Below are 25264 nucleotides of genomic sequence, written 5' to 3' on the forward strand. Positions count from 1 at the left end.
GCCTCGCCGACCACCTCGATGTCGGGGGCGCTGCGCAGGATGAGGACGAGACCGGCGCGTACGGCGGACTGGTCCTCGGCGACGAGCACACGGATCATTCGGTTTCTCCTTCGGTGATCGGGAGGGTGGCGCGTACGGTCCAGGTCTTGCCGTCGGCGGAGTCCGGGGCACCGACCGGTCCGGCCTCGAACGTGCCGTGCAGCAGGGCGACCCGCTCGCGCATCCCTATCAGGCCGGTACCCGAGCCGGGCGCGCGCGGGCCGTCGTCCCGGGCACCGCCGTACGGGCTGGTCACCCGCACGTCGAGGGAGTGGTCGCGCTGGGCGAGGGTGACGGTGACCAGGCCGGGGGAGGCGTGCTTGAGGGCGTTGGTCAGGCACTCCTGAACGATGCGGTAGGCGGTCAGTTCGACCGGGGCGGGGAGCGCCGTGTGGGTGCTGTCCAGGTCCACGTCGAGGCCGTTGGCGCGGGCCTGGTCCACCAGCGTGCCGAGTCCGTCGAGGGTGGGCGCGGCGACCGCCTCCGTGTCGCCGCTGCTGTCGCGCAGGATGCCGATCAGGCGGCGCATCTCGGCGAGCCCCTCGACGCTGTTCTCGCGGATCACGCCGAGGGCCTGCTTCGAGGTGTCGGGATCGTCGAGCGAGAGCGCGGCCGTGGAGTGGATGGCGATCGCGGAGAGGTGGTTGGCGACCATGTCGTGCAACTCCCTTGCCATGCGGGCGCGTTCGGCGGTGACGGCCTGGCTGCGGTCCATCTCGGCGAGCAGGGCGGTCTGTTCGGCGCGGAGGCGGGCCGCTTCGGCGGCGTCGCGGTGGTTGCGCACGATCCAGCCGGTGGCGGCCGGTGCCAGCGACACGATGCCGACGCCCGCGCCGATGAGCAGGGCCTCCGGCTGACGCCAGATCGCCACGGGTGCGATCGTTCCGGCCACCGTGAGCAGCCCGGTGATCCACGGGATGCGCCGGGCGGAAGCGGGCGGCCCGTACAGCACCGCCGCGTACACGAGGTCGGTGAACATCACGAGGGTGGCCAGGCTGCCCCGCGTGAACAGGTCCGCGACCACCGCGACCGTGCCGACGAGCAGGGCCGTGCGCGGCATGGTCCTGCGCAGCAGCTCACAGCCCGTCATCACGACGAGCGGGATCAGCAGGGCCCGGCTGTCGGACCACAGGACGATCGGCTCGTCGGCCGGCCGGGTGCCAAGACCGACCACGTACAGGAAGATCCCGCCGAACAGTCCCGCGGCCGCGATCCGCACGTCGTCTCGGTGGGGGCGGGGGAGTCGTACGGCCATGACTCCATCCAACACGGAGTGCGGTGCCGATGCCTGATCCCGGGGGACGGTCCTTGGCTACATCGAAGGATGCAGTGCCGTTTCGTCACTGGCGACGACGATCGGGGCTCGGGGCGACGGGAGCCTGGAAGGGTGACCGAGAGGAGCGAGTCGTGATCGTCACGCTGATCGTCGTATGCGAGGTCGGCTTCTGGGTGCTGCTGGCCGCGGGCCTCGCCTTCCGCTACCTGCTCAAGATGCCCCGCACGGGGCTGGCCCTGCTGTTGTGCGAGCCGCTGCTGGAGGTCGTGCTGCTGGTCGTCACCGCGCTGGACCTCAAGGACGGGGCGGAGCCGAGCTGGAAGCACGGGCTGGCCGCGCTGTACATCGGCTACACCGTGGGGCATGGCCACCGGACCGTGAAGTGGCTCGACGGGCATGCGGCCCATCGGCTCGCGGGTGCGGCTCGGCCCGTCGGGCCGCCGCGGTATGGGATGGCTCGCGCCCGGCACGAGGGCAAGGTGTGGCTGGGGTCCGTGGTCGCTGCGGGGGTTGCGACCGTGTTGTTGCAGGTCGCCATCTGGTACGTGGGGGATTCGGGGCGTACGGGGTCGTTGGAGAGTTGGCGGTTTGTGGCTTGGCGGGCCGTTGGGATTCATGGGGTGATCGCGTTGACCTACCTGATCTGGCCCAAGAAGGCGCCGGAGGGCTCCGCCGGGGAGGGGGCGTCGGTGGAGCGGAGCCTCACCAAGAAGTGAGGCTCCGCCGGGGGGTGGGGGAGAACGTGGCTCGTTCGCTGCGGGTGGGTCGGTGCTGGTCGCGCAGTTCCCCGCGCCCCTAAAAGCCAAAAGACTGCGCAGTTCCCCGCGCCCCTAAAAGCCAAAAAACGTCCTCAGCGTTCGCCGCCCGGGACCCACAGGACGTCGCCCGTCTCCTTGTTTGCCGTCCTTGCCAGGATGAAGAGCAAGTCCGACAGGCGGTTGAGGTAGGTCGCCGTCAGGGGGTTCATTACCTCCTCGTGCACCTCCAGGGCCGCCCACGTCGAGCGCTCCGCCCTCCGGACCACCGTGCACGCCTGGTGGAGGAGGGCCGCGCCCGGGGTGCCGCCGGGGAGGATGAAGGAGCGGAGCTTCTCCAGCTGTTCGTTGAAGTGGTCGCAGTCCGCCTCCAGCTTGTCGATGTAGAACTGCTCGACCCGCAGGGGAGGGAACTCGGGGTTCTCGGCGACCGGCGTGGAGAGGTCCGCGCCCACGTCGAAGAGGTCGTTCTGGACGCGGGTGAGGACCTTGACGATCTCCTCGTCGAGGTTGCCGAGGGCGATCGCCGTGCCGATGGCCGCGTTCGCCTCGTTGGCGTCGGCGTACGCCGAGATCCGCGGGTCGGTCTTGGCGACCCGGCTCATGTCGCCCAGGTTCGTCGTGCCCCGGTCGCCGGTCCTGGTGTAGATGCGCGTCAGATTGACCATGCGGCCAGCGTAGTTACGCCCCGGCCTCCCGGAACACTCGTGTGCCCACCGTCACGGCGATTCCCGTGAGGCCTACGGCCACCAGGACGCCGTACAGCATGGAGGAGGTCGCGTACGAGCCGACGTACGCGTCCCGCATCGCGTCCACCAGATAGCGGAAGGGCATGACGTGCGAGAGGGCGTCCAGCCAGCCGGGCGCCAGTGACATGGGGAGCATCAGGCCGGACAGGAGCATGGACGGCATGGTCAGCGCGTTGATCGTCGGGCCGAACGTGTGGGCCGAGCTGAGGCGCATGGCCAGCGCGTACGACAGCGAGGCCAGCGAGACGGTCAGCAGCGCGACGAACGCGAAGCCGATCAGGATGCCTGCCAGCGGTGCTCGCAGGCCCATCACCACGGCGGCCAGGACCAGCAGGACCGCCTGGAAGACGAAGACCGCCGTGTCGCGCAGCACTCGGCCGAGCAGAAGTGCCAGGCGGCTGACCGGAGTGACGCGCATCCGCTCCACGACCCCGTGGCCCTTCTCGACGATGATCATGAATCCGGCGAACGCGGCCCCGAACAGGCCGAGTTGGAGCAGCAGTCCGGGGACCAGGACCTGCCAGGAACTCCCGCCGCCGCCCAGCGGCAGATCGGTGAGCAGCGGGCCGAAGAAGAGCAGGTACAGCAGCGGCATCAGTACGCCGAAGAGCATCGCGAACTTGGAGCGCAGGGTCTGGCGCATGTAGCGCCCGAAGATCAGCGCGGTGTCCTGGAGAAGCACGGTCGTCACGTCCTGGATGGATGGGAGGGACAGGCGGTCAGACGGCTACGGGGGTGGAGTCCGCCGGCGCGGGGCCGCGGCCCGTGATGGCGAGGAACGTGTCCTGCAGCGTCGCGTCGATCGACCCTCCGTGCTGGAGCTTGAGCGCGCTCGGCGTGCCCTCGGCCACCACGACCCCCTGGTCGACGATCACGAGCCGGTCGGCGAGCGCGTCCGCCTCGTCGAGGTAGTGCGTGGTGAGGAAGACGGTGGTGCCGTGGTCGTCGCGCAGGCGTCGGACCAGGTCCCAGAGGTCCGCCCGGCTCGCCGGGTCGAGGCCCGTGGTCGGCTCGTCGAGGAACAGCACCTTCGGGCGGTGGGTGAGGCCCAGCGCGATGTCGAGACGCCGGCGCTGGCCGCCGGAGAGCGCCGACGTCTTCCGGTCGAGGAGGTCGATGAGGTCCAGGTCCCGGGCCAACTCCTCGGCCCGCTGCACCGCCTGATCCTTGGTCAGGCGGTAGAGCCGTCCCTGCGTGACGAGTTCCTCGCGTACGGAGATCTGGGGGTCGACCCCGCCCGACTGCGCCACGTACCCGCTCGCGCGGCGGACGCCCTCCGGGTCGGTGGCCAGGTCGTGGCCCGCGACGGTGGCGGCGCCGCCTGTTGGGGCCAGCAGGGTCGTGAGCATCCGGAGCGTGGTCGTCTTGCCCGCGCCGTTCGGGCCGAGGAAGCCGAGGATCTCGCCCGCCCGGACGGTGAGGTCGATGCCGCGGACCGCCTCGACGGGGCCGCGCTTGGTCTGGAAGGTCCGGGCGAGGCCGGCCGTGCTGATGATGGGCATGCGCCAAGAAAAACAGAGTGACTTAAATTTTGCAATGCCACCAAAATTTAAGAGAGACCAGAAATAATCGGTCCGGCCTACGATGAAGCCATGGCAGAGGGGCTCAGGGAGCGGAAGAAGCGCGAGACCAGGCAGCGCATCTCGGACATCGCCACGGGACTGTTCCTGGAGCACGGCTTCGTGACGGTGACCATGGCCGAGGTCGCGGACGCGGCCGACGTCTCCGTGAACACCGTCTACAACTACTTCCCGGCCAAGGAGGACCTCTTCTTCGACCGCAGCCGGGGTGTCGTCGACCGGCTCTCGCGCTGGGTGCGCGGCCGGCGCGTCGGAGAGTCGGCCGCCGTCGCCGTCCTGCGCGAGCTGCGCGAGGAGGTCGAGGCGGTCTCGCCCCGGGTCGGACTGATGGAGGGGTACGACCGCTTCATGCGCGTCATCCATGACGCGCCCGCCCTCCGGTCCCGCCTGTGGAGCCTTCAGCAGGAGGTCCACGACGACCTGGAGGCGGCACTGCGCGAGGAGACGGGCGCCGATCCGGACGATCCGACTCCGGGTCTGATGGCCGGGCAGATCGGCTGGCTCCACCAGACGGTGATGAGCGAGATCAGCCGCGAGATGATGGCGTGCCGCGATCCGGCCGAGGTGTCCCGAGAGGTGCTGGCACTGCTCGACGGCATGGAGGACCTTTTGAGCGAGAAGGTCCTCAACTACGCCGTACGGGCGGCGGAATGAGCCGCTCGGTGTGATGTCCGTCCTATGAGACGTGACGCGCGTTACTTACCGGTCACACAGCGCCTGACGAGCGCTAGGGTCCGCCGAAGAGGCAACCCGACAGCGTGTTACCCGGGTTGTCTCGCGATGGTCAACGCCGGGAAAACGCAGCAGGGGAGTCGGACAGTGGCAGGGAAGCTCGCCGTCATCGGGGCCGGACTCATGGGTTCAGGTATCGCCCAGGTCTCCGCACAGGCCGGCTGGGACGTCGTCCTGCGCGATGTCACCGACGAGGCGTTGACCCGTGGCACCGACGGCATCAAGGCCTCGTACGACAAGTTCGTGAGCAAGGGCAGGCTGGACGCCGACGCGGCCGAGCAGGCGCTGGGCCGTATCACCACGACGACCGATCTGGACGCGGTCGCCGACGCCGACATCGTCGTCGAGGCCGTCTTCGAGAAGCTGGAAGTCAAGCACGAGATCTTCCGTACGCTCGACAAGCTGGTGAAGGACGAGACCGTACTCGCCTCCAACACCTCCGCCATCCCGATCACCAAGATCGCGGCGGCCACCGAGCGCCCGGAGCGGGTCGTCGGCGTCCACTTCTTCTCGCCGGTCCCGATGATGCAGCTCTGCGAGCTCGTCCGCGGCTACAAGACGAGCGACGAAACACTCGCCACCGCGCGGGAGTTCGCCGAGTCGGTCGGCAAGACCTGCATCGTCGTCAACCGTGACGTGGCCGGCTTCGTGACCACCCGGCTCATCTCGGCGCTCGTCGTCGAGGCGGCCAAGCTGTACGAGTCGGGCGTGGCGACCGCCGAGGACATCGACCTCGCCTGCAAGCTGGGCTTCGGTCACGCGATGGGTCCTCTCGCCACCGCCGACCTCACGGGCGTCGACATCCTTCTGCACGCGACCAGCAACATCTACACCGAGTCCCAGGACGAGAAGTTCGCCCCGCCGGAGCTGATGCGCCGGATGGTTGACGCCGGTGACATCGGCCGTAAGAGCGGGCAAGGCTTCTACACGTACTGATACACGTACTGACTCTGCGGCGATCTTCGACCGGTCACTCCTCGGAGTGAATTCGGTATCGGTTCGCTTACAGAGGGCAACTTCTGCCCCGGTACGGCAGTCAGTCCTGGCAACACAGGACACGACGAAGACGCAGCGTACGAAACGCACTCTCGGGGAGCGCATATGTACATCAGGGGCGACCACGCCGAGCTGGTCGTCGGGGGCCGCCTCGACGTCCGCAGCGCGGCGGACGCCCGTACGGTCCTGCACTCGGCAGTCGACGACGGCGTCGGCGACCTGGTGCTCGACCTGTCAGAGCTGGACTCCTGGGACGCCACCGGGCTCGGTGTCATCATGGGGGCCCACCGGCGGGCGGGGCGGTGCGGCCGGAGGCTTGTGCTGCGCGGCGTCCCGCCGCAGATGCAGCGACTGCTGGTGGCCACCCGGCTCCACCGGATCCTGGCGATCGAGGGCGGCATCGGCGTCGAGTCGCTGCCCCGGGTGTGACCCCGCGCCCCTCCCGGACGTGACCCTCCGCAGCCGCTCGATGTGACCCGGCGCCGTTCCTGGATGTGACTCGGCGTCACTGTCGCAAACGGCGAAGATCGGGTAGGAAGCGATCGTACGAAACGTATGTCGCGAACAATCCTCACGAAGCTGTGACGTCTCGGACGGCGCGGTACCCCGTGTGTTCGTAGATACTGTGCGAAGGTTTAGGGTTCGGCTGCCCGCGTCTTGACGAACCCGTGAGCGGGCACCGGACCAGAAGCGACAGCGCAGTGTGCAGCAAGGCCGGGAGGGGCTCGGCACACCACGCTTTTGGGGGGCTTGGACCTATGGACCCGATGAACCGGGGACCCGAAGAGTACGGCCACGACGACGACGGCTCGGCGCCACGACAGCGCCCGCCGCGCGATCCTCTGACGTCCGACTTCGGTCAGCACACGCCAGCACTGGCCCGCACCGTCCAACTCGTGTCGGGCGACCATCTGCTCACCGTCAATCCCGTCGACGGCAGCGAGATCGAGCTCTGCCCGCCGGGCGAGCGACCGCCGCGGCCCACGAAGTACAGCGCAGCCGACCGGGCCGAGCTGGCCCGCTCGACACGACCTCCCGTACCACCAGGGGCCTCGCTGCCCAGACTGCCGCTCCTGGAGCGGCAGGAGGAGCGTGAGCGGCTTGTACGCCTGCTCGCGCGCGGGCGCTCCGTGCGGCTCACCGGACCCTCGGGCTCGGGCCGCACCGTGCTTCTGGACGCCGTCGCAGACGACTGCGCGGACCTCGCCCCGGACGGTGTGGTGCGCCTCAGCGGCCACCGCCGCACCCCGGACGATCTCCTGCACGACCTCTTCGCCGCCGTCTTCAACGCTCCGCTGCACCGGCCGGAGCGGGAGGAACTGCTCGCGTTCGTCCACGAGATCGGCGCGGTCGTCGTCCTGGACGACGTGGAGTTCGGCGCCGGCGCGCTCGACGAACTGCTCGACGCGACCCCCGAGTGCGCCTTCCTGATCTCCGCGACACCGGACGTTCCCGCGCCGTCGACCGACTCGCTCCTCGAAGAGGTCTTCCTCGGCGGCCTCGGCCGCGGCGGCGGTCTCGAACTGCTGGAGCGCGCCGTCGGCCGCGTCCTGACCGAGGACGAGGCGAACTGGGCGGGCGACCTCTGGTTCGAGTCCGAGGGACTGCCGCTGCGCTTCGTGCAGGCCGGTGCGCTGCTGCGGCAGCGCGACCAGCTGCGCGCCGACCCGAACGCCTTCGACGAGTTCGGCTACTACGAGGACGCGCCCGTGGACGCGCCCTTCGACGCCGAGGACGGCCACGACGTACCGCTGCCGTCGCTCGCCGAGGGCGCCGCCCCGGCCGCGCTGCTCGCGACCCGGCTCAGCGAGTCGGCGCGCGCCACGCTGCGCTTCGCCGTCGCGCTGGACGGCGAGGTGCCGCACCAGGCGCATCTGCCCGCCCTGGTGGGGGACACGCACGCGGACGCCGCGCTCGCCGAGCTCGTCGGCTGCGCGCTCGTCACACCGGTCGGCTCGCACTACCGGCTCGCGGCCGGCGTACAGACCCAGCTGGAGGCCGTCGGGTACGCGTCCGACGCCGAGGAGAAGGCGCGCGCCGCCGCCGAGCACTACGCCTGGTGGTCGGGGCATCCGTCGGTCACCCCGGAGCGGGTCGCCGCCGAGGCGGACGCCGTGCTCGCCGCACTGACCGCCCTGGCGCCTCTTACGGACCCACGGGCCGAGGACGAGGAGAGCGCCACCGCGGTACGGCTGGCGCGCACGGCCGCGCCCGCGTTCGCCGCGGGGCTGCACTGGAGTGCCTGGGAGCGTGCGCTGCGCTCGGGCGCCGAGGCGGCCCGGTTGTCCGGCGAGGTCTCGGATCAAGCCTATTTCCACCACGAGCTGGGCGTCCTCGCGGTCTGCGGCGGGCAGTTCGACCGGGCCCGCGCCGAACTGGAGGCGTCCATCGGGCTGCGCGGCGCCCTCGCCGAGAAGCGCGGCACCGTCGCCGGCCGCCGCGCCCTCGCCCTGGTCGCGGACCGCACCGGCACCACACCACCGGCCGGGATCGGTGCGACGGCGGGCGAGGAGGTGCCCGACGCGCGGTCCGAGGAGTCGGCGTCGCCGCCCGGCGGCGTACCGTCCGGGTTCACTCCGGTCCCCTCGCTCCAGCCGCCGGGCGAGCCCGCGACGGTCATCAGCCGCAGCGGTTCCGCCTCAGCGGCGAAGCCGGGCCGCGTCAAGGGCCTGGTCAACGGCACCCGGCGCAACCTCGCGGCGGCGGGCGCGGGCGCGCTCCTGGCCGCCGTGCTCGGCACGGTGGTGACGCTCGGCGCGACCTCCAACCCCGACGACAACATCCCGTCGGAGCGGGTCGGCCCCAACCCGTCGGCCAGCGCCGGCGACGACGGCGACGGACTCGGCGCGGACCGGCCGAACAAGGGCGGCGACGCGGACTCGACGAGCCGTTCCACCGACCCGGGCAACGACGGGATCATCGGGACCTCGGACGACCCGGCGCCGACTTCGAGCACGAAGCCCTCGGACGACCCGACCGGGACGAAGGAGCCGAGCACCAACAAGCCCACGACGAAGCCGCCGACCTCGCCCAGGCCGCCGACTTCGCCGAAGCCGCCGACCAGTCCGACGCCGACACCCACGCCGACTCCGACACCGACCGACCCCGATCCGACCGGTGAGCCGAGCGAGACTCCGCCGACCACGCCGGAGACCTCCGACTCGGCCAGCGGCCCGGCCTCCAGCCCGGCCGAGAGCAGCAGTGCCGCGAGCAGCCCGGCGGACAGCGACTCGCCGACGATCTGAGACGCGGGGTACGACACCCGCGTACGGCCACCACGGCATGACAGTGGGCCGGGTCCTCCACACAGGACCCGGCCCACTGTCATGCCGCACGAACTGTCATGCCGTACGAACATGGCGTACGGAAGAACCTCGTGGCTGTCAGAACAGCCGCAGCTTGTCGTCCTCGATGCCGCGCAGCGCGTTGTAGTCGAGGACCGTGCAGCCGATGCCCCGGTCGGTGGCGAGGACGCGGGCCTGGGGCTTGATCTCCTGGGCCGCGAAGATGCCGCGGACCGGCGCGAGGTGCGGGTCGCGGTTCAACAGCTCCAGATAGCGCGTGAGTTGCTCCACGCCGTCGATCTCGCCGCGCCGCTTGATCTCCACGGCGACGGTCTGGCCGGCGCCGTCACGGCACAGGATGTCGACCGGGCCGATGGCCGTCATGTACTCGCGGCGGATCAGCGAGTAGCCCTCGCCGAGGGTGTCGATGCGGTCGGCGAGGAGCTCCTGGAGGTGCGCCTCCACGCCGTCCTTGATCAGGCCGGGGTCCACGCCGAGTTCGTGCGAGGAGTCGTGGAGGACCTCCTCCATCGTGATGATGAGCTTCTCGCCCGCCTTGTTGATGACGGTCCAGACACCCTCGTCGTCCCCCGAACCCTCCTTCAGCGTGCAGGGCGGCGACATCCAGTTGAGGGGCTTGTAGGCCCGGTCGTCCGCATGGATCGAGACACTGCCGTCGGCCTTCACAAGGATCAGGCGGGGGGCCGACGGGAGATGGGCGGTGAGCCGGCCCGCGTAGTCAACGGAGCAGCGGGCAATGACGAGACGCATGGTCGGCAACGCTACTCGACCGGCAAGGGTCGGCGCGATCCGCCCATGAGTCCGCTCGACCGGAGACTTTCCTGTCGCCCCTGTTTCCCCGGATAAGCCCTGTTCGAAAGTGGCTGGTTGTGAGCAGGTTGAGTCTCCCCCGGTTTCTCAATGTCCTGGTGCGGCCACGAACAGTTGCCTACCGTATAAACGGGAGGTCGCGACGCGTGTACTCAGCGTGTTCGGCGTCGTGGTCTCCTTCCCTGTCCGTCAACCCCCTCTGCCGAGGGGGTGCGAGAGGAGAACCCATGTCGCTGGACGTCTCACCGGCCCTACTCGAAAAGGCCGAGCGAGGCGAGGTCGACGAAGCGGAATTCGTCGACTGCGTCCGGATTTCCCTGCCCTACGCATGGGAGATGATCAGCTCCCTGGTGGCTCAGCTGAAGGTGGACGGCGGCAACTTCGCCGACAACCAGACGCCTCCGCCGGACGAGCAGGCGCGCGGCCAGCTGCTGCGTGCGCTCGCGAGTGACGCGATACGCGGTGCGCTGCAGCGGCACTTCGGGGTGCGCCTGGCCTTCCAGAACTGCCACCGCGTGGCGGTGTTCCCGCTGGACGGCTCGGTGGACGACACCTTGACCCGTTTCACCTCGGTGCGCAGTCAGCTGCTGAACCAGTCGCCGGAGTTCCGGGACTGCTGAGGCAGTGATGCCGCACGGCTTGCCGCTCCGTACGCGGGAGGTGCTTTTGTACTGGGGCGGCAAGCTCCCCGCGGCGCACACCGGTTGGGCCCGGACGGGGGTCTGTTCCGGTCGGATACGGGCCCGTTGATACCGAACGAGGCCCAACCTCCGGAATGCGTACGCCAGTTCGGCCCCGACCGCACTCGGGCTCGACCCGAAGGCACTCGGGCTCGGCGGAACGCACTCCGGTTCCGCCCGGACGTACCCCGGTTCGGCCCGAACGTACTCCGGTTCCACCTGGACGTACCCGGGTTAAGGTCCGGACGCACTGCGGTACGGCCCGGACGTACCCCGGTTCGGCCCGGTCGCATCCCGGCTCGGCCGGGACGCGGTTTCCTTCGGCTCGGCCCGGGCGGGGTCCCGCTCACCGCAGCCGCGGCAGCACCTCGTCCCCCAGCCGCCGTACGTTCTCCTCGGTCGCCGCCAGGTCGCCCGAGCCCTCCGTGAGCAGCGCGAAGCGCGTGATCCCCGTGCGCTCGGAGGTCGCCGCGAGGCGGTCGGCGCACAGGCGGGGCGTGCCCACCGGGTGCAGACCGCAGAGCAGTTCGGTGTAGGCCACCGGGTCCCGCATCGAGCGGGCCCGGCCGTCGACGGTCACATGGGCGTCGAGGCCCTGCTTCAGCCAGCCCGGCATGGCCTTCAGAAGCATCTCGACCGCGTCCGTGCGCCGGTCCGCGACCTGGGCGATGCCGGCCGACACGTGGGCCGCGTCCGCGATCGCCTCGGGCGAGTACCCCGCGTCGCGCGCGCACGTACGCCACAGCGTGACCATCTCCGCCTTCTCCTCGTCCCCGACATGCATCCCGAGGAGCATCGGCAGCCCGCGCTCGGCGGCCAGCCGGACACTCGCCGGTGAGGTGCAGGCGACGACGACCTCGGGGCTCTCGCCGCCCGTCAGGGCCTCCGACGGCCTTGGCACGACAGGGACTTCACGGAAGGCGAAGCGCTCCGAACCGCCCGCGACGGACGGCTCACGCAGCCACCGCACCAGCAGATCGAGTGATTCCGGGAACCCCTTCTCGTACGCTTCGAGGCCCGTCCCGAAGACCTCCAGGTCCACCCACGGTCCGCCGCGCCCCAGCCCGAGCGAGAAGCGCCCGCCGGACGTCACGTGCAGCAGTGCGGCCTGCTCGCCGAGCGCCACGGGGTGCACGGTGGGCAGCACGCTGACCGCCGTGCCGACCCGGATCCGACGGGTGCGGCCGAGCAGTAACGCCGCGAGCGTGATGGCCGACGGGCACGTCCCGTACGGCACGAAGTGGTGCTCGGCCAGCCATACGGCGTCGAGCCCCGCCTCCTCGGCGACCTCGGCGGACCGCACCGCGCGGTGCAGTGCCTCCCCCTGGCCCTGGCCCGGGAACTGGGCCGCCAGTACAAAACTTCCTACGCGCATCGCACTCCTGCCTCCTTGTGCCGACGCGGCTCCCCCACGTCGCATAACCGTCTGACACGTGCCAAGGACACGGCCTGGCGGGGAGATTGGCGGATTGTCTGCAGAATGAGCCGGCCGTGCGGGGGATCTGTGGGGGTTGGTGACGTACGCGTACCCCTGGGTGCTCCGCGTAGGCTGGACACAGCCCGTGCTCCCTGTATAGCTCCGTGAGGTGTCCTGTGTCCCCGCGTCGCAACCGTCCCAAGGGTGCCGGTGACTCCGGCCGGAGCCCGGACGGGGATCCGTCCGACCGTTACGGGGGCTGGCAGTCGTCGGAGAACTGGCAGGGCGAGGCGTGGAGCGTGCGGCACGTGGCGGGCGCGAGTGCCCAGGGCAAGACGTACCGCTGCCCCGGCTGCGACCAGCAGATTCCCTCCGGCGTGCCGCACGTGGTGGCCTGGCCCGAGCACTCCGGTGTGGACGAGCGGCGGCACTGGCACAAGGCCTGCTGGAACGCGAAGGACCGCCGCACCACACGGGTGCAGCGGTCCCGGAACGCCCCGAAGTTCTAGACCTTCGAACGAACTTGCGTACGTCGCCTATGTCCTAGACGTCCCGCTTCTCCAGCAGCGCGTAGGCCCCGGCGATCGCCGCCGCGGTCACGCCCACGAGGAGAACGAGCTGGGAACTGCCGTTCCCGTTGTCGTTGTCGAGCTGGAAGATCCGGGCGAGCGCGTTCGGAGCGTTGTACTCCATCATCTTCTCGCCGATCGTCCGCATGCTCTCGGACATCAGCAGGAACGCGGGCAGGATCGCGGGCACCAGCACCACACCGAGCATCGTGGTGATCGCGCCGGCGGAGTGCCGCAGCATCGAGCCCACGGCGAGCGCGAGGACGCCGAGCAGCGACACGTACAGCGCGCCCATCAGGACGGTCCCGCCCCACTCGTTGTCCGACGAACCGCCGTGCATCCCCGACGTGATCAGGCCGACCACGCCGATGGAGAGGGCGGACACGACGAACGCGACGACGAAGAAGATCATCAGCTTGGCGGTGAGCACCCGGTAGCGCTGGGGCGACGCCGTGAACGTCGTACGGATCATGCCCGTGCCGTACTCCGACGAGACCACGAGCACGCCCAGCGTGATCAGGCAGATCTGTCCGAGGATCAGGCCGAAGAAGGCGGGGATCGTGTACGGGACGTCCGTGAAGTCCTCGTTGGTGGTCTGGGCGGCGACCAGGAAGCCGATGCCGACGACCAGCAGCACGAAGACACCGAGCGTCCACATCGTGGAGCGCACCGACTTGATCTTCGTCCACTCGGAGGCGAGCGCGTGACCGAGGTGCGTGCGCGTGATCGGAATCGGCGAGGTGTACGAAGTCCCGGGCGTGCCCTGCCAGTTGGGGGCAGGGGCGGCCTGCTGCTGCATCTGGTGCTGGGGCGTGCTCATCGGGCTTCCTCGGGCTTGGTCAGGTCGGGGGCGGCGGAGGAGGGCTGCGCGGGGGCTGCCGCGGGCGCGGCGCCGGCGGGCTGGGCGTACGGGTTGGGCTCTCCGGCTCCGGGACCGGCCGGGGCGCCGTACGGGCCCGCGGGCGGTCCGGCGGGCGGCTGCGCCTGCGGCATCGCGAACGGCTGGCCGCCCTGCTGGGGCGGCGGCGGGGCGTACCAGCCCGGCTGGCCCTGACCCGGCACCGGCATCTGCGGCGGCGGCATCGCGCCCGGCGGCAGCTCCTGCTGCAGGCCCGCGCGCTGGTCGATGGTGGAGCGGTAGTCGACGGCGCCCTGCGTCATCCGCATGTACGCCTCCTCCAGCGAGGCCTGGTGCGGGGAGAGCTCCCACAGGCGTACGTCGGCGCTGTGCGCGAGGTCGCTGATCCGGGGGAGCGGCAGGCCCATGACACGCAATGCGCCGTCCTGCTCGGGCAGCACCTGGCCGCCCGCCTCGGTCAGCGCAGCCGTCAGCTTCTCGCGCTGCTGGGGCTCGGTCTCGGGCGTACGGACGCGGGCGAAGTCGGCCGAGTTGTGCGAGATGAAGTCGCGGACGCTCATGTCGGCGAGCAGCTGGCCGCGGCCGATCACGATGAGATGGTCGGCGGTGACGGCCATCTCGCTCATGAGGTGGGAGGAGACGAAGACGGTCCGGCCCTCGGCGGCCAGCGACTTCATCAGGTTCCGCACCCAGAGGATGCCCTCGGGGTCGAGGCCGTTGACCGGCTCGTCGAAGAGCAGCACCTGGGGGTCGCCGAGGAGTGCGGCGGCGATTCCGAGCCGCTGGCCCATGCCGAGCGAGAAGCCCTTGGAGCGCTTTTTCGCCACGTCCTGGAGGCCGACGACGCCCAGCACCTCGTCCACGCGGCGGGCCGGGATGCCGGACAGCTGGGCGAGGCACAGGAGGTGGTTGCGGGCGTGTCGGCCACCGTGCACGGCCTTGGCGTCGAGGAGCGCGCCGACCTGGCGGGGGGCGTTGGGCAGCTTGCGGTAGGGGTAGCCGCCGATCGTGACCTGACCGGAGCTGGGGTTGTCGAGCCCGAGGATCATGCGCATGGTCGTCGACTTGCCCGACCCGTTGGGCCCGAGGAAACCGGTGACGGAACCCGGCCTTACCTGGAAGGAAAGGTTGTACACGGCTGTCTTGTCGCCGTAGCGCTTCGTCAGGCCGACTGCCTCGATCATTCTCCGCACCCATCGAATGGTTCAGGACGTCGGGGCACACGCCCCCGTAAGGGTTAGGAGGATAGCCGGGCGCTGACGGTTCCCCCCAAAGCTGAGCAAAATCGTGAGCCCTACGCGTCCCTCTTCTTCAGCAGCACATATCCGCCCGCCACCGCCACCAGCACCCAAAGGACCATGATTCCCAGGCCGCCCCACGGTCCGTACGGCACATCGTCGTCGATCGGGGTGACGACCTGCATGATCTTGCTGCCCGCCTGGTCCGGGAGGTACTGGCCGAACTTCTTGGTGGCGTCGACGTTGCCGAGGATGGCGGAGATCAGGAAGAAGAAGGGCATCAGGATGCCGAGGGAGAGCATCGGGCTGCGCAGCATCGTGGCGACGCCCATGGAGAAGAGGGCGATGAGGGTCATGTAGAGGCCGCCGCCGATGACCGCGCGCAGGACACCCGGGTCGTCGATCGACGCCCGGTGCGAGCCCAGCATCGCCTGGCCGAGGAAGAAGGCGACGAAGCTGGTGGCGAGGGCGACGACGAAGGCGAGTCCGGTCGCCACCGCGATCTTGCTGAAGAGGAACGTGCCGCGCTGCGGTACCGCGGCGAGCGAGGTGCGGATCATGCCGGTGCTGTACTCGTTGGAGACCACCAGCACACCGAACACGATCATCGCCAGCTGACCGAGGCTCATCCCCGCGAAGCTGATGAACGTCGGGTCGAAGGAGAGCCGGTCCTTCGTGCTCAGGTCGTCGAACTCGTTCTTGGACAGCAGCGAGATGAGCACGCCGAGCGCGACGGTGACCACCGCGGCGAGAGAGAGCGTCCACACCGTGGACGCCACCGACCGGATCTTGGTCCACTCGGACCGGACGACCTGGGTCGCGGCCATGGGTTCAGCCCTTCTTCCAGTCGTTGCCCCACTGGGGCGCCTGCTGCCCGGCGGGCGGCGCGACAGGCGGAGCAGCGGCCGGCGCGGTGGCGCCGAGTCCCGGGTCCGAGTGCGCGTGGTACTCCACCGACTCCGCCGTCAGCTGCATGAACGCCTCTTCCAGCGAGGCCTGTTGAGGGCTCAGCTCATGCAGCACGAGCTGGTGCTGGGCCGCGAGCTCCCCGATGTGCTCCGACTTCGTACCGTCCACCTCCAGTGCCTCGCCGCCCGCCTCGACGACGGTGATCCCGGCCCCGTGCAGCACGTCGAGCAGCCGCTCCCGCTGGGGCGACCGGATCCGTACGTACGAGCGTGAGTTCTGCCGGATGAAGTCGGCCATGGAGGTGTCGGCGAGCAGCCGGCCCTGGCCGATAACGACGAGGTGGTCGGCGGTCAGCGCCATCTCGCTCATCAGATGTGAGGAGACGAAGACCGTACGGCCCTGGGCTGCCAGGGACTTCATCAGGTTGCGGATCCAGTGGATGCCCTCGGGGTCGAGACCGTTGACCGGCTCGTCGAACATCAGGATGCGGGGGTCGCCGAGCAGCGCGCCCGCGATACCGAGCCGCTGCCCCATGCCGAGCGAGAAGCCCTTCGCCTTCTTCTTCGCCACCGCCGTGAGGCCCACCGTGTCGAGGACCTCGTGCACCCGCGCCCTCGGGATCCCGTTGCTCTGCGCGAGGCACAGGAGATGGTTGAAGGCGCTGCGACCGCCGTGCATTGCTTTGGCGTCGAGCAGGGCCCCGATGTACTTCAGCGGATCCTTGAGACGGTCGTAGTGCTGCCCGTCGATCCGCACATCACCCGCGGTCGGCCGGTCGAGCCCGAGCAGCATCCGCATCGTCGTGGACTTCCCGGCCCCGTTCGGCCCCAGAAACCCGGTCACGATCCCCGGCCGCACGGTGAACGTCAGATGGTTCACCGCCATTTTTTCGCCGTACCGCTTGGTAAGCCCCTCAAGCTCGATCATGGGGCCACGCTAAAACGCGACAAAGCCCCCTGCCACTTCAGCGACAGAGGGCTTTGAACTCGGATCGACGGGGGCGCGCCCCTTCTTCAAGGGACGCGGGGAACTGCGCGACCGGCCACAACCGGCCCGCAGCTCACCCACAAGCCGAACTACCGGGACTGCTGAGCCGGAACCCCACGGGAGATCGGCTCGTCCTCGGCCGGCGACCCGGCGGCGGCCACGGCCGCACCGGTCAGCGTCGCGAGCATCTCGCGGACGTTCGTCAGCTGAGCGTTGATCGAGTCGCGACGGTTCGTGAGAGCCGCCAGCTCGCGCTCGGATTCCGAACGGATCCGGTCCGCCTTGGCGTTCGCGTCGGCCACGATGTCCTCGGCCTGGCGCTGAGCCGTCTCCACCGTCTGACGGGCGCGGCGCTCGGCGTCCGTACGCAGCTTCTCGGCCTCCAGGCGGAGCTGCTCCGCGCGGTGCTCGATCTCCGCGAGACGCTTCTCCGCCTTGGCCTGACGCGAGGCCAGGTCACGCTCGGACTGTTCGCGGCGCTTGGCGAGGTTCGTCTCGAAGTCGGCGGCGGCCTGAGCGGCCTTCGCGCGGGTCTCCTCGAAGAGGGCGTCCGCCTCCTCACGCTTGGACTGCGCGTCCTTCTGAGCCTCGGTACGCAGCTGAGAAGCGTCGGACTTGGCCTTCTCGACGATCCGGACGCCCTCGTCCTCCGCCTTGGCCTTGCGGTCCGCAGCGAACGATTCTGCGTCGTTACGCACCTGCTGAGCCGCCGACTCGGCGAGCTCACGGTGCTGTTCCGCCGCGCGACGGGCCTCTTCGCGCAGGTCCTTCGCCTCCTCCTCGGCGAGGCGGAGGATCTTCTCGACGCGCGCGCCGAGACCCGCGTACGACGGCTCTGCGTCGCTGACCTGGGCCTGGGCGTTCTGCGTTTCGAGATGGAGCTCCTCGATGCGCTTTTCCAGAGCAGTGATACGGGCCAGAGCGCTGTCACGGTCGGAGACGAGCTTCGAAATGCGTTCGTCCACCTGAGCGCGGTCGTACCCACGCCGCACAAGCTCGAAGCCGTAGGGGGAAGTGTCGCTCATGGGGTTCCTGTCGAATGAGACCGGTGAGGTGATAGGTGGAATCCTAGGGGTCAAGACGGTGTGTCATCGAGCAGTAGCCCGATTGATATGGAGAATGACACCCTTTTTGGTGGCTAACAGCCGGACCGCTTGCCAGAGACGATGCCGAAGGCCTCTGGCAAGCACGGAAGTTGGCCATTTGGCTAGCCCTCCGACGGCTTGCCACCCGAACGAGTCGCACCGGCCGCAGCGGCAGCTTTGACGCCACCGTCCTTGCCACTCGACGGGGCCTCAAACGACTCCAACGCCTCAAGGACGTCCTGGACACGGGAGATCTCGGCATTGATGTCCTCGCGGCGCCGGACCAGCACCTCCAGCTCGCGCTTGCCCTCCTCGACCGCGGCCCGCGCCTCGCGCACCGCCTCGGACCTGATGGCCTCGGCCTCGGAGATGAGCGCGGCCTTCTTCTGCTCGGCCTCCTTGAGGAGCCCCTCCGCCTTCTTCACGGCGGCGATCCGGACCTTGCCCGCCTCGGAGTTGGCCTCCGACACCAGGTCCTTGGCCTTCGCCTCGGCTTCCCTCAGCTGGTCCTCGGCGGCCTTGATGAGCGCGTCGCAGCGGTCGCCCGCCGCCTTCATCGTCTCCGCGGACTCCCGGCGGGCCCGGTCGTGCAGATCCTCGATCTCGCCGGTGATCCGGTCACGCAGCTCCTCGGCCCGCTCTCTTATGGCGGTGGCGTCCCGGCGCGCGCCGACCAGCAGCTCGTCCGCGTCCGTCCGGGCCCGCTCCACCAGCGAGTTGCCCTCGACGGTCGCCTCGGAGACCAGCCGCTCCGCCTCGTTGCGGGCGGCGCCGACCATCGTGTCGGCATGCCCCTCGGCGTCCGCGGTGGTCTTGTGCGCCGTCTGCTGGGCCTCCGTGATCAGCTTGTCGGCCTCGGCGGCCGTCTCCGTGATCAGCGTGTCGACCTGCTCGGCCGCCTCGGAGCGCCGCTTGTTGGCTTCCTTGCGCGCCTTGTCCAGGGTGTCGTCGGCCTCGTCGCGTGCGTTCGACATGAGCCGGTCGGCCTCGGCGGCGGCCTCGTTCTTGACGCGTGCCGCCTCCGACCTGACCCGCTCGGCGTGCTGCTGCGCGGAACCGACCGTCTCGGCCGCCTCGGCGCGCAGCCGCTCCGCGTCGCCCGTCGCGTCCGAGATCAGCTTCTCGGCCTTCGCTACGGACTCCGAACGGACCCGCTCCGCCTCCGCGTTGGTCTCCGCCGTGAGCCGCTCCGCCTCCGACGTCACCTCGGTGATGAGGGTGTCGGCCTGCGTCGCCGCGTCCGACCGGATGCGGTTGGCGTCCTCGCGGGCCTCGGCCCGCGCCCGTGAGGCGTCCTGCTCGGCCCCCGCGATGGTGTCCGAAGCCTCCGTACGGGCCCGCTGGACGAACTCCGAGGCATCCGAGCGCAGCCGCTCGGACTCGGTGATCGCCTCCGAAACCGTGCGCTCCGCAAGGGACTTGGCGGCCTCCGCCTCGTCGTGGGCCTCGCGCCGGAGACGGTTGCCGTCCTCGGCGGCCCGCTCCCGCTCCGCGTAAGCGTCGGCGCGGACCCGGTCGGCCTCCTGCTGTGCCTCCGTACGCGTGCGCTCCGCCACGTGCTCGGCGGTGCTGCGCAGGCCCGTGATCTCCTCCTGGGCCTGCTCGTGCAGCCCGGCGACGGAGTCCCGCACCTGCTGCGCGGTCTGCTCGGCGGCCGACACCATCTCGGTCGCCCGGCGGTCCGCCTCCTCGACCAGCCGTACGGCCTCGGTCTGGGCCTCCTCCACGCGGTTGCGCGCCGAGGCAAGCAGCTCCTCGCTCTGCTCGCGGGCCCGCTCCCGCTCCTGGTCGGCCTCCTGCCGGGCGGCGCCGAGGAGCTCCTCGGCCTCGCGGCGGCGCCTGGCGGCCTCCTCCTGGGCGGCGGACAGCGCCTCGGCGGCCTCCGTGGCGAGCCGCTCGGCGGCGGCCTGCGCCTCGGTCCGTACGCGGTCCGCGGTGTCCTGGGCCTCCGACTTCAGCCGCTCGGCCTCCGCCGCGGCCTCCGAACGCAGCCGTACGGCGATGGACTCGCCCTCGGCACGCGAGGCGGACGCGTCGGAAGCGGCCTCGTCGCGCAGCCGCTCGGCCTCCGCCTCGGCCTGGGCCTGGAGCGTACGGATCCGCTCGGCGGCCTCGCCGCGCAGCCGGTCGATCTCCTCGGCGGCCTCACGGCGGATCCGCTCGCCCTCGGCGCGCGCGTCGGTCAGCGCCTGCTCGGCGGAGGTGAGGCGCTCCTCGGCCTCCGTGTGCAGCCGGGTCAGCCCCTCGGCGGCCTCGGCCTGGCGGGCCGCTATGGCCCGCTCGGTGTCCTCGTGCAGTTCACGGGCGGCGCGCTCGGCCTCCGCGATGATGCCCTCGGACTGCTCGACGGCCTCCGCCCGGTGCCGCTCGGCCTCCGCGCGGGTGCGCTCCAGGGTCTCCTCGGCCTGCCGGCGCAGCGTCGTGGCACGCTCGATGGCCTCGGTGCGCAGCCGTTGGCTCTCCGTCGTCGCGTTCGACCGCTGGTCGTCCGCGTCGGCCTTCGCCTTGGCGAGCAGCTCCTCGGCGGTCTTGGCCGCCTCCTCGATCTGCTGGACGGCCTCACGCCGGGCCTCGGAACGGATCCGCTCGCCCTCGGCGTTGGCGTCCGCGCGCAGCTGCTCGGCGTCGCCGCGCAGGCGGCGCGCCTCCTCCTGCAGCTCGACCGTCTTGGCGCGGTACTCCTTGGTGTCGTCCTTCGCCGTGCCCTTGAGCTGCTCGGCGATGTCGTGCGCCTCGGCCCGCAGCCGGTCCGCCTCGGCCTCGGCCCCGGCACGGATCCGCTCGGCCTCCTCGGACGCGGCCTTGGTGGTCGACTTGGCTTCCTCGGACGCCTTGTTCAGGACGTCCTCGGCCGTACGGGCCGCCTTGGCGAGCTGGGAGGCGGTCTCCTCGGCGGTGAGGCTGCGTGCGCTCTCCTCGGCCTCCGCGACGATCTTCTCGGCGGCGGCCTTGGCGTCCGCGACGACCTGCTCGGCCTCGGCCTTGGTGGTCTCGGCCTCCTTGACGGCCTCGCCGACCAGCCGGGCGACCTGCTCCTTCGCCGTACGCGTGCGCTGCTCGTTCGCCGACTCCGCGCCGGCGAGCGCCTTGGCCGCGGCCTCCTTCGCCTCGGCGAGGACCTTGTCCGCCTCGGCCTGCGCCTCGCGCAGCGCCGCCTCGGCCGCGCTGGCGCGCTGCTCGGCGGCCCGGCTCAGCTCGGTGGCCTGGCGGCGCGCGCTGTCCGATTCGGTGGCGGTCGAGCTGCGCAGCTGCTCGGCGTGGTCGGTGGCCTCCTGGGCCTGCGTCGACGCCGCGTTCAGCAGCCGCTCGGCGTCGGTGCGGGCCCGGCGCAGCAGCGCCTCGGCCTCCGCGCGTGCCTGCTCCGCGTCGGCCTGCAGCCGCTGACGGGCCTCCGCGGCGACCCGCTCGGCCTCCGTGCGGGCGGCGGCCAGGGCCTGCTCGGCCTCGCCACGGGACTCGTCGACCAGCCGGCGGGCCTGCTGCTCGCTGCGGGCACGCAGCCGTTCGGCCCACGCCACGTTCTCGTTGACGTGCGACTCGACGCTCTGCCGGCGCTCCGAGAGCTCCTGGTCGAGCTGCTGGCGGCGGTTGACCGCCTCCTGGTGCAGCTCCGCCTGGAGGCGGGCGGCCTGCTCGGCGTGCTCCTGGAGGATCCGCTGCGTCTGCGCGCGGGCCTGGCTCAGCTCCCGCTCGGCGTCCTGCCGCAGCTGGTCGGCCTGGATCTGCGCGTTACGGAGCATCTGCTCGGCCTGATAGCCGATGTCGGCGCTGTCGTAGGCAGGCCGGGTCGCCAGACTGCGGCGCGCCTCGTGCAGCTTGGCGCGCAGCACCTCGACCTGATAGCCGAGGTCCTCGGCGTGCTGGACGGCCTTCTCCCGCTCGGTCTTCAGCCGTTCCATCTCGGCCTCGAACCGAGAGAGGTGGTCGACGTCAGCCGCCGGCTCTCGCTCCTGGCGTTCGTAGCCCCGCACTGCGCGGTCCCATCCGTCCCCTGGTCGCAAGTCTCTCCAAACGAGCACCGTCCATCCGCCGAACGGGGCCCCCGGGGAATGGTGTCAGATCAACGGCGGAGCACACGCTGCTGCCCCGCCACTCGCCCCCGAAACCTGGACCCCGGCCCTCGGATCCTGACGATGAGGATCCGGACCGCCCCGTAGAAGCGGCGGCCGTCCCCAACCCTACCGGCCCTTATGTACGCGGGTCAGTGCTCAGGTGACTCAACGGGCGCCGATGTGACCAGTTCTGTCAGGACGCCATGGCAATCCTTCGGGTGCAGAAAGGTGATGCGCGACCCCATCGAACCCCTGCGCGGCTCGTCGTACAGCACGCGTACGCCCTTGTCGCGGATGGCGGCCGAGTCCGCGTCCACATCCGCCGTACCGAAAGCGATGTGGTGCACGCCCTCACCGTTCTTGGCCAGCCACTTCCCGACGGCGGAGTCCTCGCGGGTGGGTTCCAGGAGCTGGAGATAGGAGGCGCCCCCGTCGGACGTCTCATTGATCTTGAGCATGGCCTCGCGCACGCCCTGCTCCTCGTTGACCTCGGTGTGGAAGACCTCGAAGCCGTACGTCGCACGGTAGAACTCGACAGTCGTGTCGAGGTCGAAACAGGCGATCCCGATGTGGTCGATTCGCGTCAGCATGGTGTCAGTGCAGCGCTCCCGGGGCGGTTACGCAACGTGCGCGCGATCACACACCGCGCCGGATGACGGGGGGCGTACCGCTCAGTACATTTTCAGTAAACCCTCGTTCACTCCTCAGCTGTGCAAGCTGGAAGGGGATCGCTCCTCATGTCTGGAACGAACAGCACCACCTCCGTCGTCGTCGCGGGTGCCCGCACCCCGATGGGACGGCTGCTCGGCTCTCTGAAGTCCTTCTCCGGAGCCGACCTCGGTGGTTTCGCGATCAAGGCCGCCCTCGACCGTGCGGGCATCGGCGGCGACCAGGTGCAGTACGTGATCATGGGCCAGGTGCTCCAGGCCGGGGCAGGGCAGATCCCGGCACGCCAGGCCGCGGTCAAGGCGGGCATCCCGATGAGCGTCCCGGCGCTCACGATCAACAAGGTCTGTCTCTCGGGCCTCGACGCAATCGCGCTCGCCGACCAGCTGATCCGCGCCGGAGAGTTCGACGTGATCGTGGCGGGCGGCCAGGAGTCCATGACCAACGCTCCCCACCTGCTCCCGAAGTCCCGGGAGGGCTACAAGTACGGCGCGATCGAGATGCTCGACGCGATGGCGTACGACGGGCTGACCGACGCCTTCGAGAACATCGCCATGGGCGAGTCGACCGAGAAGCACAACACACGCCTGGGCATCCTGCGGCCCGAGCAGGACGACTTCTCGGCCCTCTCGCACCAGCGGGCCGCCGCCGCGCAGAAGAACGGCCTCTTCGAGGCCGAGATCACTCCGGTGGAGATTCCGCAGCGCAAGGGCGAGCCCGTCGTCTTCAGCAAGGACGAGGGCATCCGCGGCGAGACGACCACCGAGTCGCTCGGGAAGCTGCGGCCCGCGTTCGCGAAGGACGGCACCATCACGGCCGGCTCGGCCTCGCAGATCTCCGACGGGGCTGCCGCCGTCGTCGTCATGAGCAAGGCCAAGGCGCTGGAGCTCGGACTGGACTGGATCGCGGAGATCGGCGCCCACGGAAACGTCGCGGGACCGGACAACTCTTTGCAGTCGCAGCCGTCCAACGCGATCCAGCACGCGCTCAAGAAGGAGGGCATCGGCGTCGAGGATCTTGACCTGATCGAGATCAACGAGGCCTTCGCCGCCGTCGCGGTCCAGTCAATGAAGGACCTGGGGGTGTCCACGGAAAAGGTGAACGTCAACGGCGGTGCCATCGCCCTCGGTCACCCGATCGGCATGTCCGGCGCCCGGCTCGTACTGCACCTCGCCCTCGAACTGAAGCGGCGGGGCGGCGGAGTGGGCGCGGCGGCGCTGTGCGGTGGCGGCGGGCAGGGTGACGCGCTGATCGTGCGGGTACCCAAGGCCTGACGCGTTTTCTCATTTCGTGAACGGAGCTGTGATGCAGGACGTCGCCTCGCTGGTGACCCAGGCCAGGGAAGGCCGGCCGCGGGCCGTGGCCCGGCTGATCTCCCTGGTGGAGGGGGCGTCCCCGCAGCTCCGCGAGGTCATGGCCGCGCTGGCGCCGCTCGCGGGCAACGCGTACGTCGTGGGGCTCACGGGCTCGCCCGGTGTCGGCAAGTCCACGTGCACGTCGGCGCTCGTGACGGCCTACCGGCGGCAGGGCAAGCGGGTCGGTGTCCTCGCCGTCGACCCGTCCTCGCCCTTCTCGGGCGGTGCGCTCCTCGGGGACCGGGTGCGGATGTCGGACCACGCGTCGGATCCCGGTGTCTACATCCGCTCCATGGCGACGCGGGGGCATCTGGGCGGGCTCGCCTGGGCCGCCCCGCAGGCCATCCGGGTGCTGGACGCGGCGGGGTGCGACGTCGTCCTCGTGGAGACCGTGGGTGTCGGGCAGTCCGAGGTCGAGATCGCCTCGCAGGCCGACACGAGTGTGGTGCTGCTGGCTCCCGGTATGGGCGACGGCATCCAGGCCGCCAAGGCGGGGATCCTGGAGATCGGTGACGTGTACGTGGTCAACAAGGCCGACCGGGACGGGGCGGACGCCACCGCCCGTGAGCTGAACCACATGCTGGGGCTCGGGGAGTCCCGGGGGCCCGGGGACTGGCGGCCTCCCATCGTGAAGACGGTCGCTGCGCGGGAGGAAGGGATCGACGAGGTCGTCGAAGCCCTTGAGAAGCACCGGGCGTGGATGGAGGAGCGGGGGGTGCTCGCGGAGCGGCGGCTCGCCAGGGCGTCCCGCGAGGTCGAGACGATCGCCGTCACGGCCCTCCGCGAACGGATCGCCGACCTCCATGGCGACCGCCGCCTCAGCGCCCTCGCGGAGCGCATCGTCGCAGGCGACCTGGACCCGTACCGAGCGGCGGACTCCCTGGTGGAGGGCCTGACAGAGGGCTGACCCTGGGCTTTTCTCGCCCCCGCCGCCCCTACCCGTCCCGTCCCCTGGGGCTCCGCCCCAGACCCCGTCGGGTGTGTTGTCGGGTGCGGGTTCGTCGTGGCTGGTCGCGCAGTTCCCCGCGCCCCTTTAGGGGCGCGGGGAACTGCGCGACCAGCCACGACGAACCCGCGGCTCTCATTCCTCGTCGGGCAGTTGGTACCAGAACTCGATCTCCCCCACATTGCAACGCCCGTTGTGCCCGTCATAGACGCGGATCCGCTCGTACGACGCCCGTTCGGCGAGCCGGAACTCGTACCAC

The 25264-nt window shown here is 70.4% G+C and carries 22 protein-coding genes and 1 pseudogene; 9 read left to right on the forward strand and 14 right to left on the reverse strand.

Features of this window, described 5'->3' with window-relative positions:
* Together AOK17_RS52900 and AOK17_RS41310 are read right to left on the reverse strand one after the other, a co-directional pair.
* Nucleotides 1-98: pseudogene (locus tag AOK17_RS52900) on the reverse strand (DNA-binding response regulator); the annotation flags it as partial.
* The gene (locus AOK17_RS41310; RefSeq protein ID WP_055617787.1) at nt 95-1294 is read right to left on the reverse strand and encodes a sensor histidine kinase; all 1200 of its coding nucleotides are present in this window, start codon (nt 1292-1294) and stop codon (nt 95-97) included. The gene AOK17_RS41310 and the pseudogene AOK17_RS52900, both read right to left, overlap by 4 nt.
* 152 nt (nt 1295-1446) lie before the next feature.
* Between AOK17_RS41310 and AOK17_RS41315 the strand changes: the two genes are divergently transcribed.
* Nucleotides 1447-2031, forward strand: coding sequence for a hypothetical protein (locus AOK17_RS41315; RefSeq protein WP_055617788.1), 585 nt, complete (start codon nt 1447-1449; stop codon nt 2029-2031).
* 134 nt (nt 2032-2165) lie between these two features.
* Here AOK17_RS41315 and AOK17_RS41320 read toward each other — a convergent pair whose 3' ends face one another.
* From AOK17_RS41320 to AOK17_RS41330, 3 genes are read right to left on the reverse strand one after another with little or no spacing between them, the layout of a single operon-like run.
* Nucleotides 2166-2738 (reverse strand): cob(I)yrinic acid a,c-diamide adenosyltransferase, encoded by a 573-nt coding sequence (locus tag AOK17_RS41320; RefSeq protein WP_055617789.1) that lies wholly within the window; start codon nt 2736-2738, stop codon nt 2166-2168.
* Nucleotides 2739-2751: 13 nt separating this feature from the next.
* Entirely contained in the window at nt 2752-3501 is a 750-nt protein-coding gene (locus AOK17_RS41325) for an ABC transporter permease (protein WP_055617807.1), read from the reverse strand.
* Nucleotides 3502-3538: 37 nt separating this feature from the next.
* The gene (locus AOK17_RS41330; RefSeq protein WP_055617790.1) at nt 3539-4321 is read right to left on the reverse strand and encodes an ABC transporter ATP-binding protein; all 783 of its coding nucleotides are present in this window, start codon (nt 4319-4321) and stop codon (nt 3539-3541) included.
* 90 nt (nt 4322-4411) lie between these two features.
* On the opposite strand from AOK17_RS41330, the gene AOK17_RS41335 reads away from it, so the two are divergent.
* From AOK17_RS41335 to AOK17_RS41350, 4 genes are all read left to right on the forward strand, one after another.
* Nucleotides 4412-5053: a TetR/AcrR family transcriptional regulator gene (locus tag AOK17_RS41335; protein ID WP_055617791.1), complete on the forward strand. Its 642-nt coding sequence runs from the start codon at nt 4412-4414 to the stop codon at nt 5051-5053.
* 165 nt (nt 5054-5218) lie between these two features.
* On the forward strand, nt 5219-6067 hold the full coding sequence (locus AOK17_RS41340) for a 3-hydroxyacyl-CoA dehydrogenase family protein (RefSeq protein ID WP_055617792.1): 849 nt from the start codon (nt 5219-5221) through the stop codon (nt 6065-6067).
* A gap of 165 nt (nt 6068-6232) precedes the next feature.
* On the forward strand, nt 6233-6556 hold the full coding sequence (locus AOK17_RS41345; RefSeq protein WP_030672301.1) for an STAS domain-containing protein: 324 nt from the start codon (nt 6233-6235) through the stop codon (nt 6554-6556).
* A gap of 329 nt (nt 6557-6885) precedes the next feature.
* Nucleotides 6886-9372: an ATP-binding protein gene (locus tag AOK17_RS41350; RefSeq protein ID WP_055617793.1), complete on the forward strand. Its 2487-nt coding sequence runs from the start codon at nt 6886-6888 to the stop codon at nt 9370-9372.
* 138 nt (nt 9373-9510) lie between these two features.
* On the opposite strand, the gene nucS is transcribed toward AOK17_RS41350, so the two are convergent.
* Nucleotides 9511-10182, reverse strand: a complete 672-nt coding sequence (gene nucS, locus AOK17_RS41355) for an endonuclease NucS (RefSeq protein WP_055617794.1) — start codon at nt 10180-10182, stop codon at nt 9511-9513.
* Between the two features lie 287 nt (nt 10183-10469).
* Here nucS and AOK17_RS41360 point away from each other — a divergent pair, with 287 nt between their 5' ends.
* Entirely contained in the window at nt 10470-10862 is a 393-nt protein-coding gene (locus AOK17_RS41360) for an SCO5389 family protein (protein ID WP_055617795.1), read from the forward strand.
* A 406-nt stretch (nt 10863-11268) separates the two neighbouring features.
* Here the strand turns inward: AOK17_RS41360 and AOK17_RS41365 are convergent, their stop codons facing one another.
* Entirely contained in the window at nt 11269-12297 is a 1029-nt protein-coding gene (locus tag AOK17_RS41365; RefSeq protein ID WP_055617796.1) for an LLM class flavin-dependent oxidoreductase, read from the reverse strand.
* A 218-nt stretch (nt 12298-12515) separates the two neighbouring features.
* Between AOK17_RS41365 and AOK17_RS41370 the strand changes: the two genes are divergently transcribed.
* Nucleotides 12516-12848: a hypothetical protein gene (locus AOK17_RS41370; RefSeq protein ID WP_055617797.1), complete on the forward strand. Its 333-nt coding sequence runs from the start codon at nt 12516-12518 to the stop codon at nt 12846-12848.
* Nucleotides 12849-12882: 34 nt separating this feature from the next.
* Here the strand turns inward: AOK17_RS41370 and AOK17_RS41375 are convergent, their stop codons facing one another.
* From AOK17_RS41375 to mce, 7 genes are all read right to left on the reverse strand, one after another.
* Nucleotides 12883-13728, reverse strand: coding sequence for an ABC transporter permease (locus AOK17_RS41375; protein WP_055617798.1), 846 nt, complete (start codon nt 13726-13728; stop codon nt 12883-12885).
* On the reverse strand, nt 13725-14951 hold the full coding sequence (locus AOK17_RS41380; RefSeq protein WP_055617799.1) for an ABC transporter ATP-binding protein: 1227 nt from the start codon (nt 14949-14951) through the stop codon (nt 13725-13727). Before AOK17_RS41380 ends, AOK17_RS41375 begins: the two co-directional genes overlap by 4 nt.
* Nucleotides 14952-15061: 110 nt before the next feature.
* Nucleotides 15062-15832 carry an ABC transporter permease gene (locus AOK17_RS41385; RefSeq protein ID WP_055617800.1) on the reverse strand — a complete coding sequence of 257 codons (771 nt, stop codon included), beginning with the start codon at nt 15830-15832 and terminating at the stop codon, nt 15062-15064.
* Nucleotides 15833-15836: 4 nt separating this feature from the next.
* Nucleotides 15837-16841 carry an ABC transporter ATP-binding protein gene (locus AOK17_RS41390; protein WP_055617801.1) on the reverse strand — a complete coding sequence of 335 codons (1005 nt, stop codon included), beginning with the start codon at nt 16839-16841 and terminating at the stop codon, nt 15837-15839.
* Nucleotides 16842-16990: 149 nt separating this feature from the next.
* On the reverse strand, nt 16991-17926 hold the full coding sequence (locus tag AOK17_RS41395; RefSeq protein WP_055617802.1) for a coiled-coil domain-containing protein: 936 nt from the start codon (nt 17924-17926) through the stop codon (nt 16991-16993).
* Between the two features lie 182 nt (nt 17927-18108).
* On the reverse strand, nt 18109-21957 hold the full coding sequence (scy, locus tag AOK17_RS41400) for a polarized growth protein Scy (RefSeq protein ID WP_055617803.1): 3849 nt from the start codon (nt 21955-21957) through the stop codon (nt 18109-18111).
* A gap of 230 nt (nt 21958-22187) precedes the next feature.
* Nucleotides 22188-22628, reverse strand: coding sequence for a methylmalonyl-CoA epimerase (mce, locus tag AOK17_RS41405; protein ID WP_055617804.1), 441 nt, complete (start codon nt 22626-22628; stop codon nt 22188-22190).
* 147 nt (nt 22629-22775) lie between these two features.
* On the opposite strand from mce, the gene AOK17_RS41410 reads away from it, so the two are divergent.
* Nucleotides 22776-23978: an acetyl-CoA C-acetyltransferase gene (locus tag AOK17_RS41410; protein ID WP_055617805.1), complete on the forward strand. Its 1203-nt coding sequence runs from the start codon at nt 22776-22778 to the stop codon at nt 23976-23978.
* Nucleotides 23979-24009: 31 nt separating this feature from the next.
* On the forward strand, nt 24010-24966 hold the full coding sequence (meaB, locus tag AOK17_RS41415; RefSeq protein ID WP_055617806.1) for a methylmalonyl Co-A mutase-associated GTPase MeaB: 957 nt from the start codon (nt 24010-24012) through the stop codon (nt 24964-24966).
* Nucleotides 24967-25264: the final 298 nt, after the last annotated feature.

The organism is Streptomyces phaeochromogenes, from assembly GCF_001418655.1.
Taxonomy (GTDB): Bacteria; Actinomycetota; Actinomycetes; order Streptomycetales; family Streptomycetaceae; genus Streptomyces; species Streptomyces phaeochromogenes.

Bases quoted from the DNA above. Each gene is read 5' to 3' on its own strand.
- AOK17_RS41395 (WP_055617802.1), bottom strand. From the start codon at position 17,926: ATGAGCGACACTTCCCCCTACGGCTTCGAGCTTGTGCGGCGTGGGTAC.
- AOK17_RS41375 (WP_055617798.1), bottom strand. From the start codon at position 13,728: ATGAGCACGCCCCAGCACCAGATGCAGCAGCAGGCCGCCCCTGCCCCC.
- AOK17_RS41410 (WP_055617805.1), top strand. From the start codon at position 22,776: ATGTCTGGAACGAACAGCACCACCTCCGTCGTCGTCGCGGGTGCCCGC.
- AOK17_RS41310 (WP_055617787.1), bottom strand. From the start codon at position 1,294: ATGGCCGTACGACTCCCCCGCCCCCACCGAGACGACGTGCGGATCGCG.
- AOK17_RS41390 (WP_055617801.1), bottom strand. From the start codon at position 16,841: ATGATCGAGCTTGAGGGGCTTACCAAGCGGTACGGCGAAAAAATGGCG.
- AOK17_RS41320 (WP_055617789.1), bottom strand. From the start codon at position 2,738: ATGGTCAATCTGACGCGCATCTACACCAGGACCGGCGACCGGGGCACG.
- nucS (WP_055617794.1), bottom strand. From the start codon at position 10,182: ATGCGTCTCGTCATTGCCCGCTGCTCCGTTGACTACGCGGGCCGGCTC.
- AOK17_RS41330 (WP_055617790.1), bottom strand. From the start codon at position 4,321: ATGCCCATCATCAGCACGGCCGGCCTCGCCCGGACCTTCCAGACCAAG.
- AOK17_RS41360 (WP_055617795.1), top strand. From the start codon at position 10,470: ATGTCGCTGGACGTCTCACCGGCCCTACTCGAAAAGGCCGAGCGAGGC.
- AOK17_RS41345 (WP_030672301.1), top strand. From the start codon at position 6,233: ATGTACATCAGGGGCGACCACGCCGAGCTGGTCGTCGGGGGCCGCCTC.
- AOK17_RS41350 (WP_055617793.1), top strand. From the start codon at position 6,886: ATGGACCCGATGAACCGGGGACCCGAAGAGTACGGCCACGACGACGAC.
- AOK17_RS41335 (WP_055617791.1), top strand. From the start codon at position 4,412: ATGGCAGAGGGGCTCAGGGAGCGGAAGAAGCGCGAGACCAGGCAGCGC.
- AOK17_RS41385 (WP_055617800.1), bottom strand. From the start codon at position 15,832: ATGGCCGCGACCCAGGTCGTCCGGTCCGAGTGGACCAAGATCCGGTCG.
- meaB (WP_055617806.1), top strand. From the start codon at position 24,010: ATGCAGGACGTCGCCTCGCTGGTGACCCAGGCCAGGGAAGGCCGGCCG.
- AOK17_RS41365 (WP_055617796.1), bottom strand. From the start codon at position 12,297: ATGCGCGTAGGAAGTTTTGTACTGGCGGCCCAGTTCCCGGGCCAGGGC.
- mce (WP_055617804.1), bottom strand. From the start codon at position 22,628: ATGCTGACGCGAATCGACCACATCGGGATCGCCTGTTTCGACCTCGAC.
- AOK17_RS41380 (WP_055617799.1), bottom strand. From the start codon at position 14,951: ATGATCGAGGCAGTCGGCCTGACGAAGCGCTACGGCGACAAGACAGCC.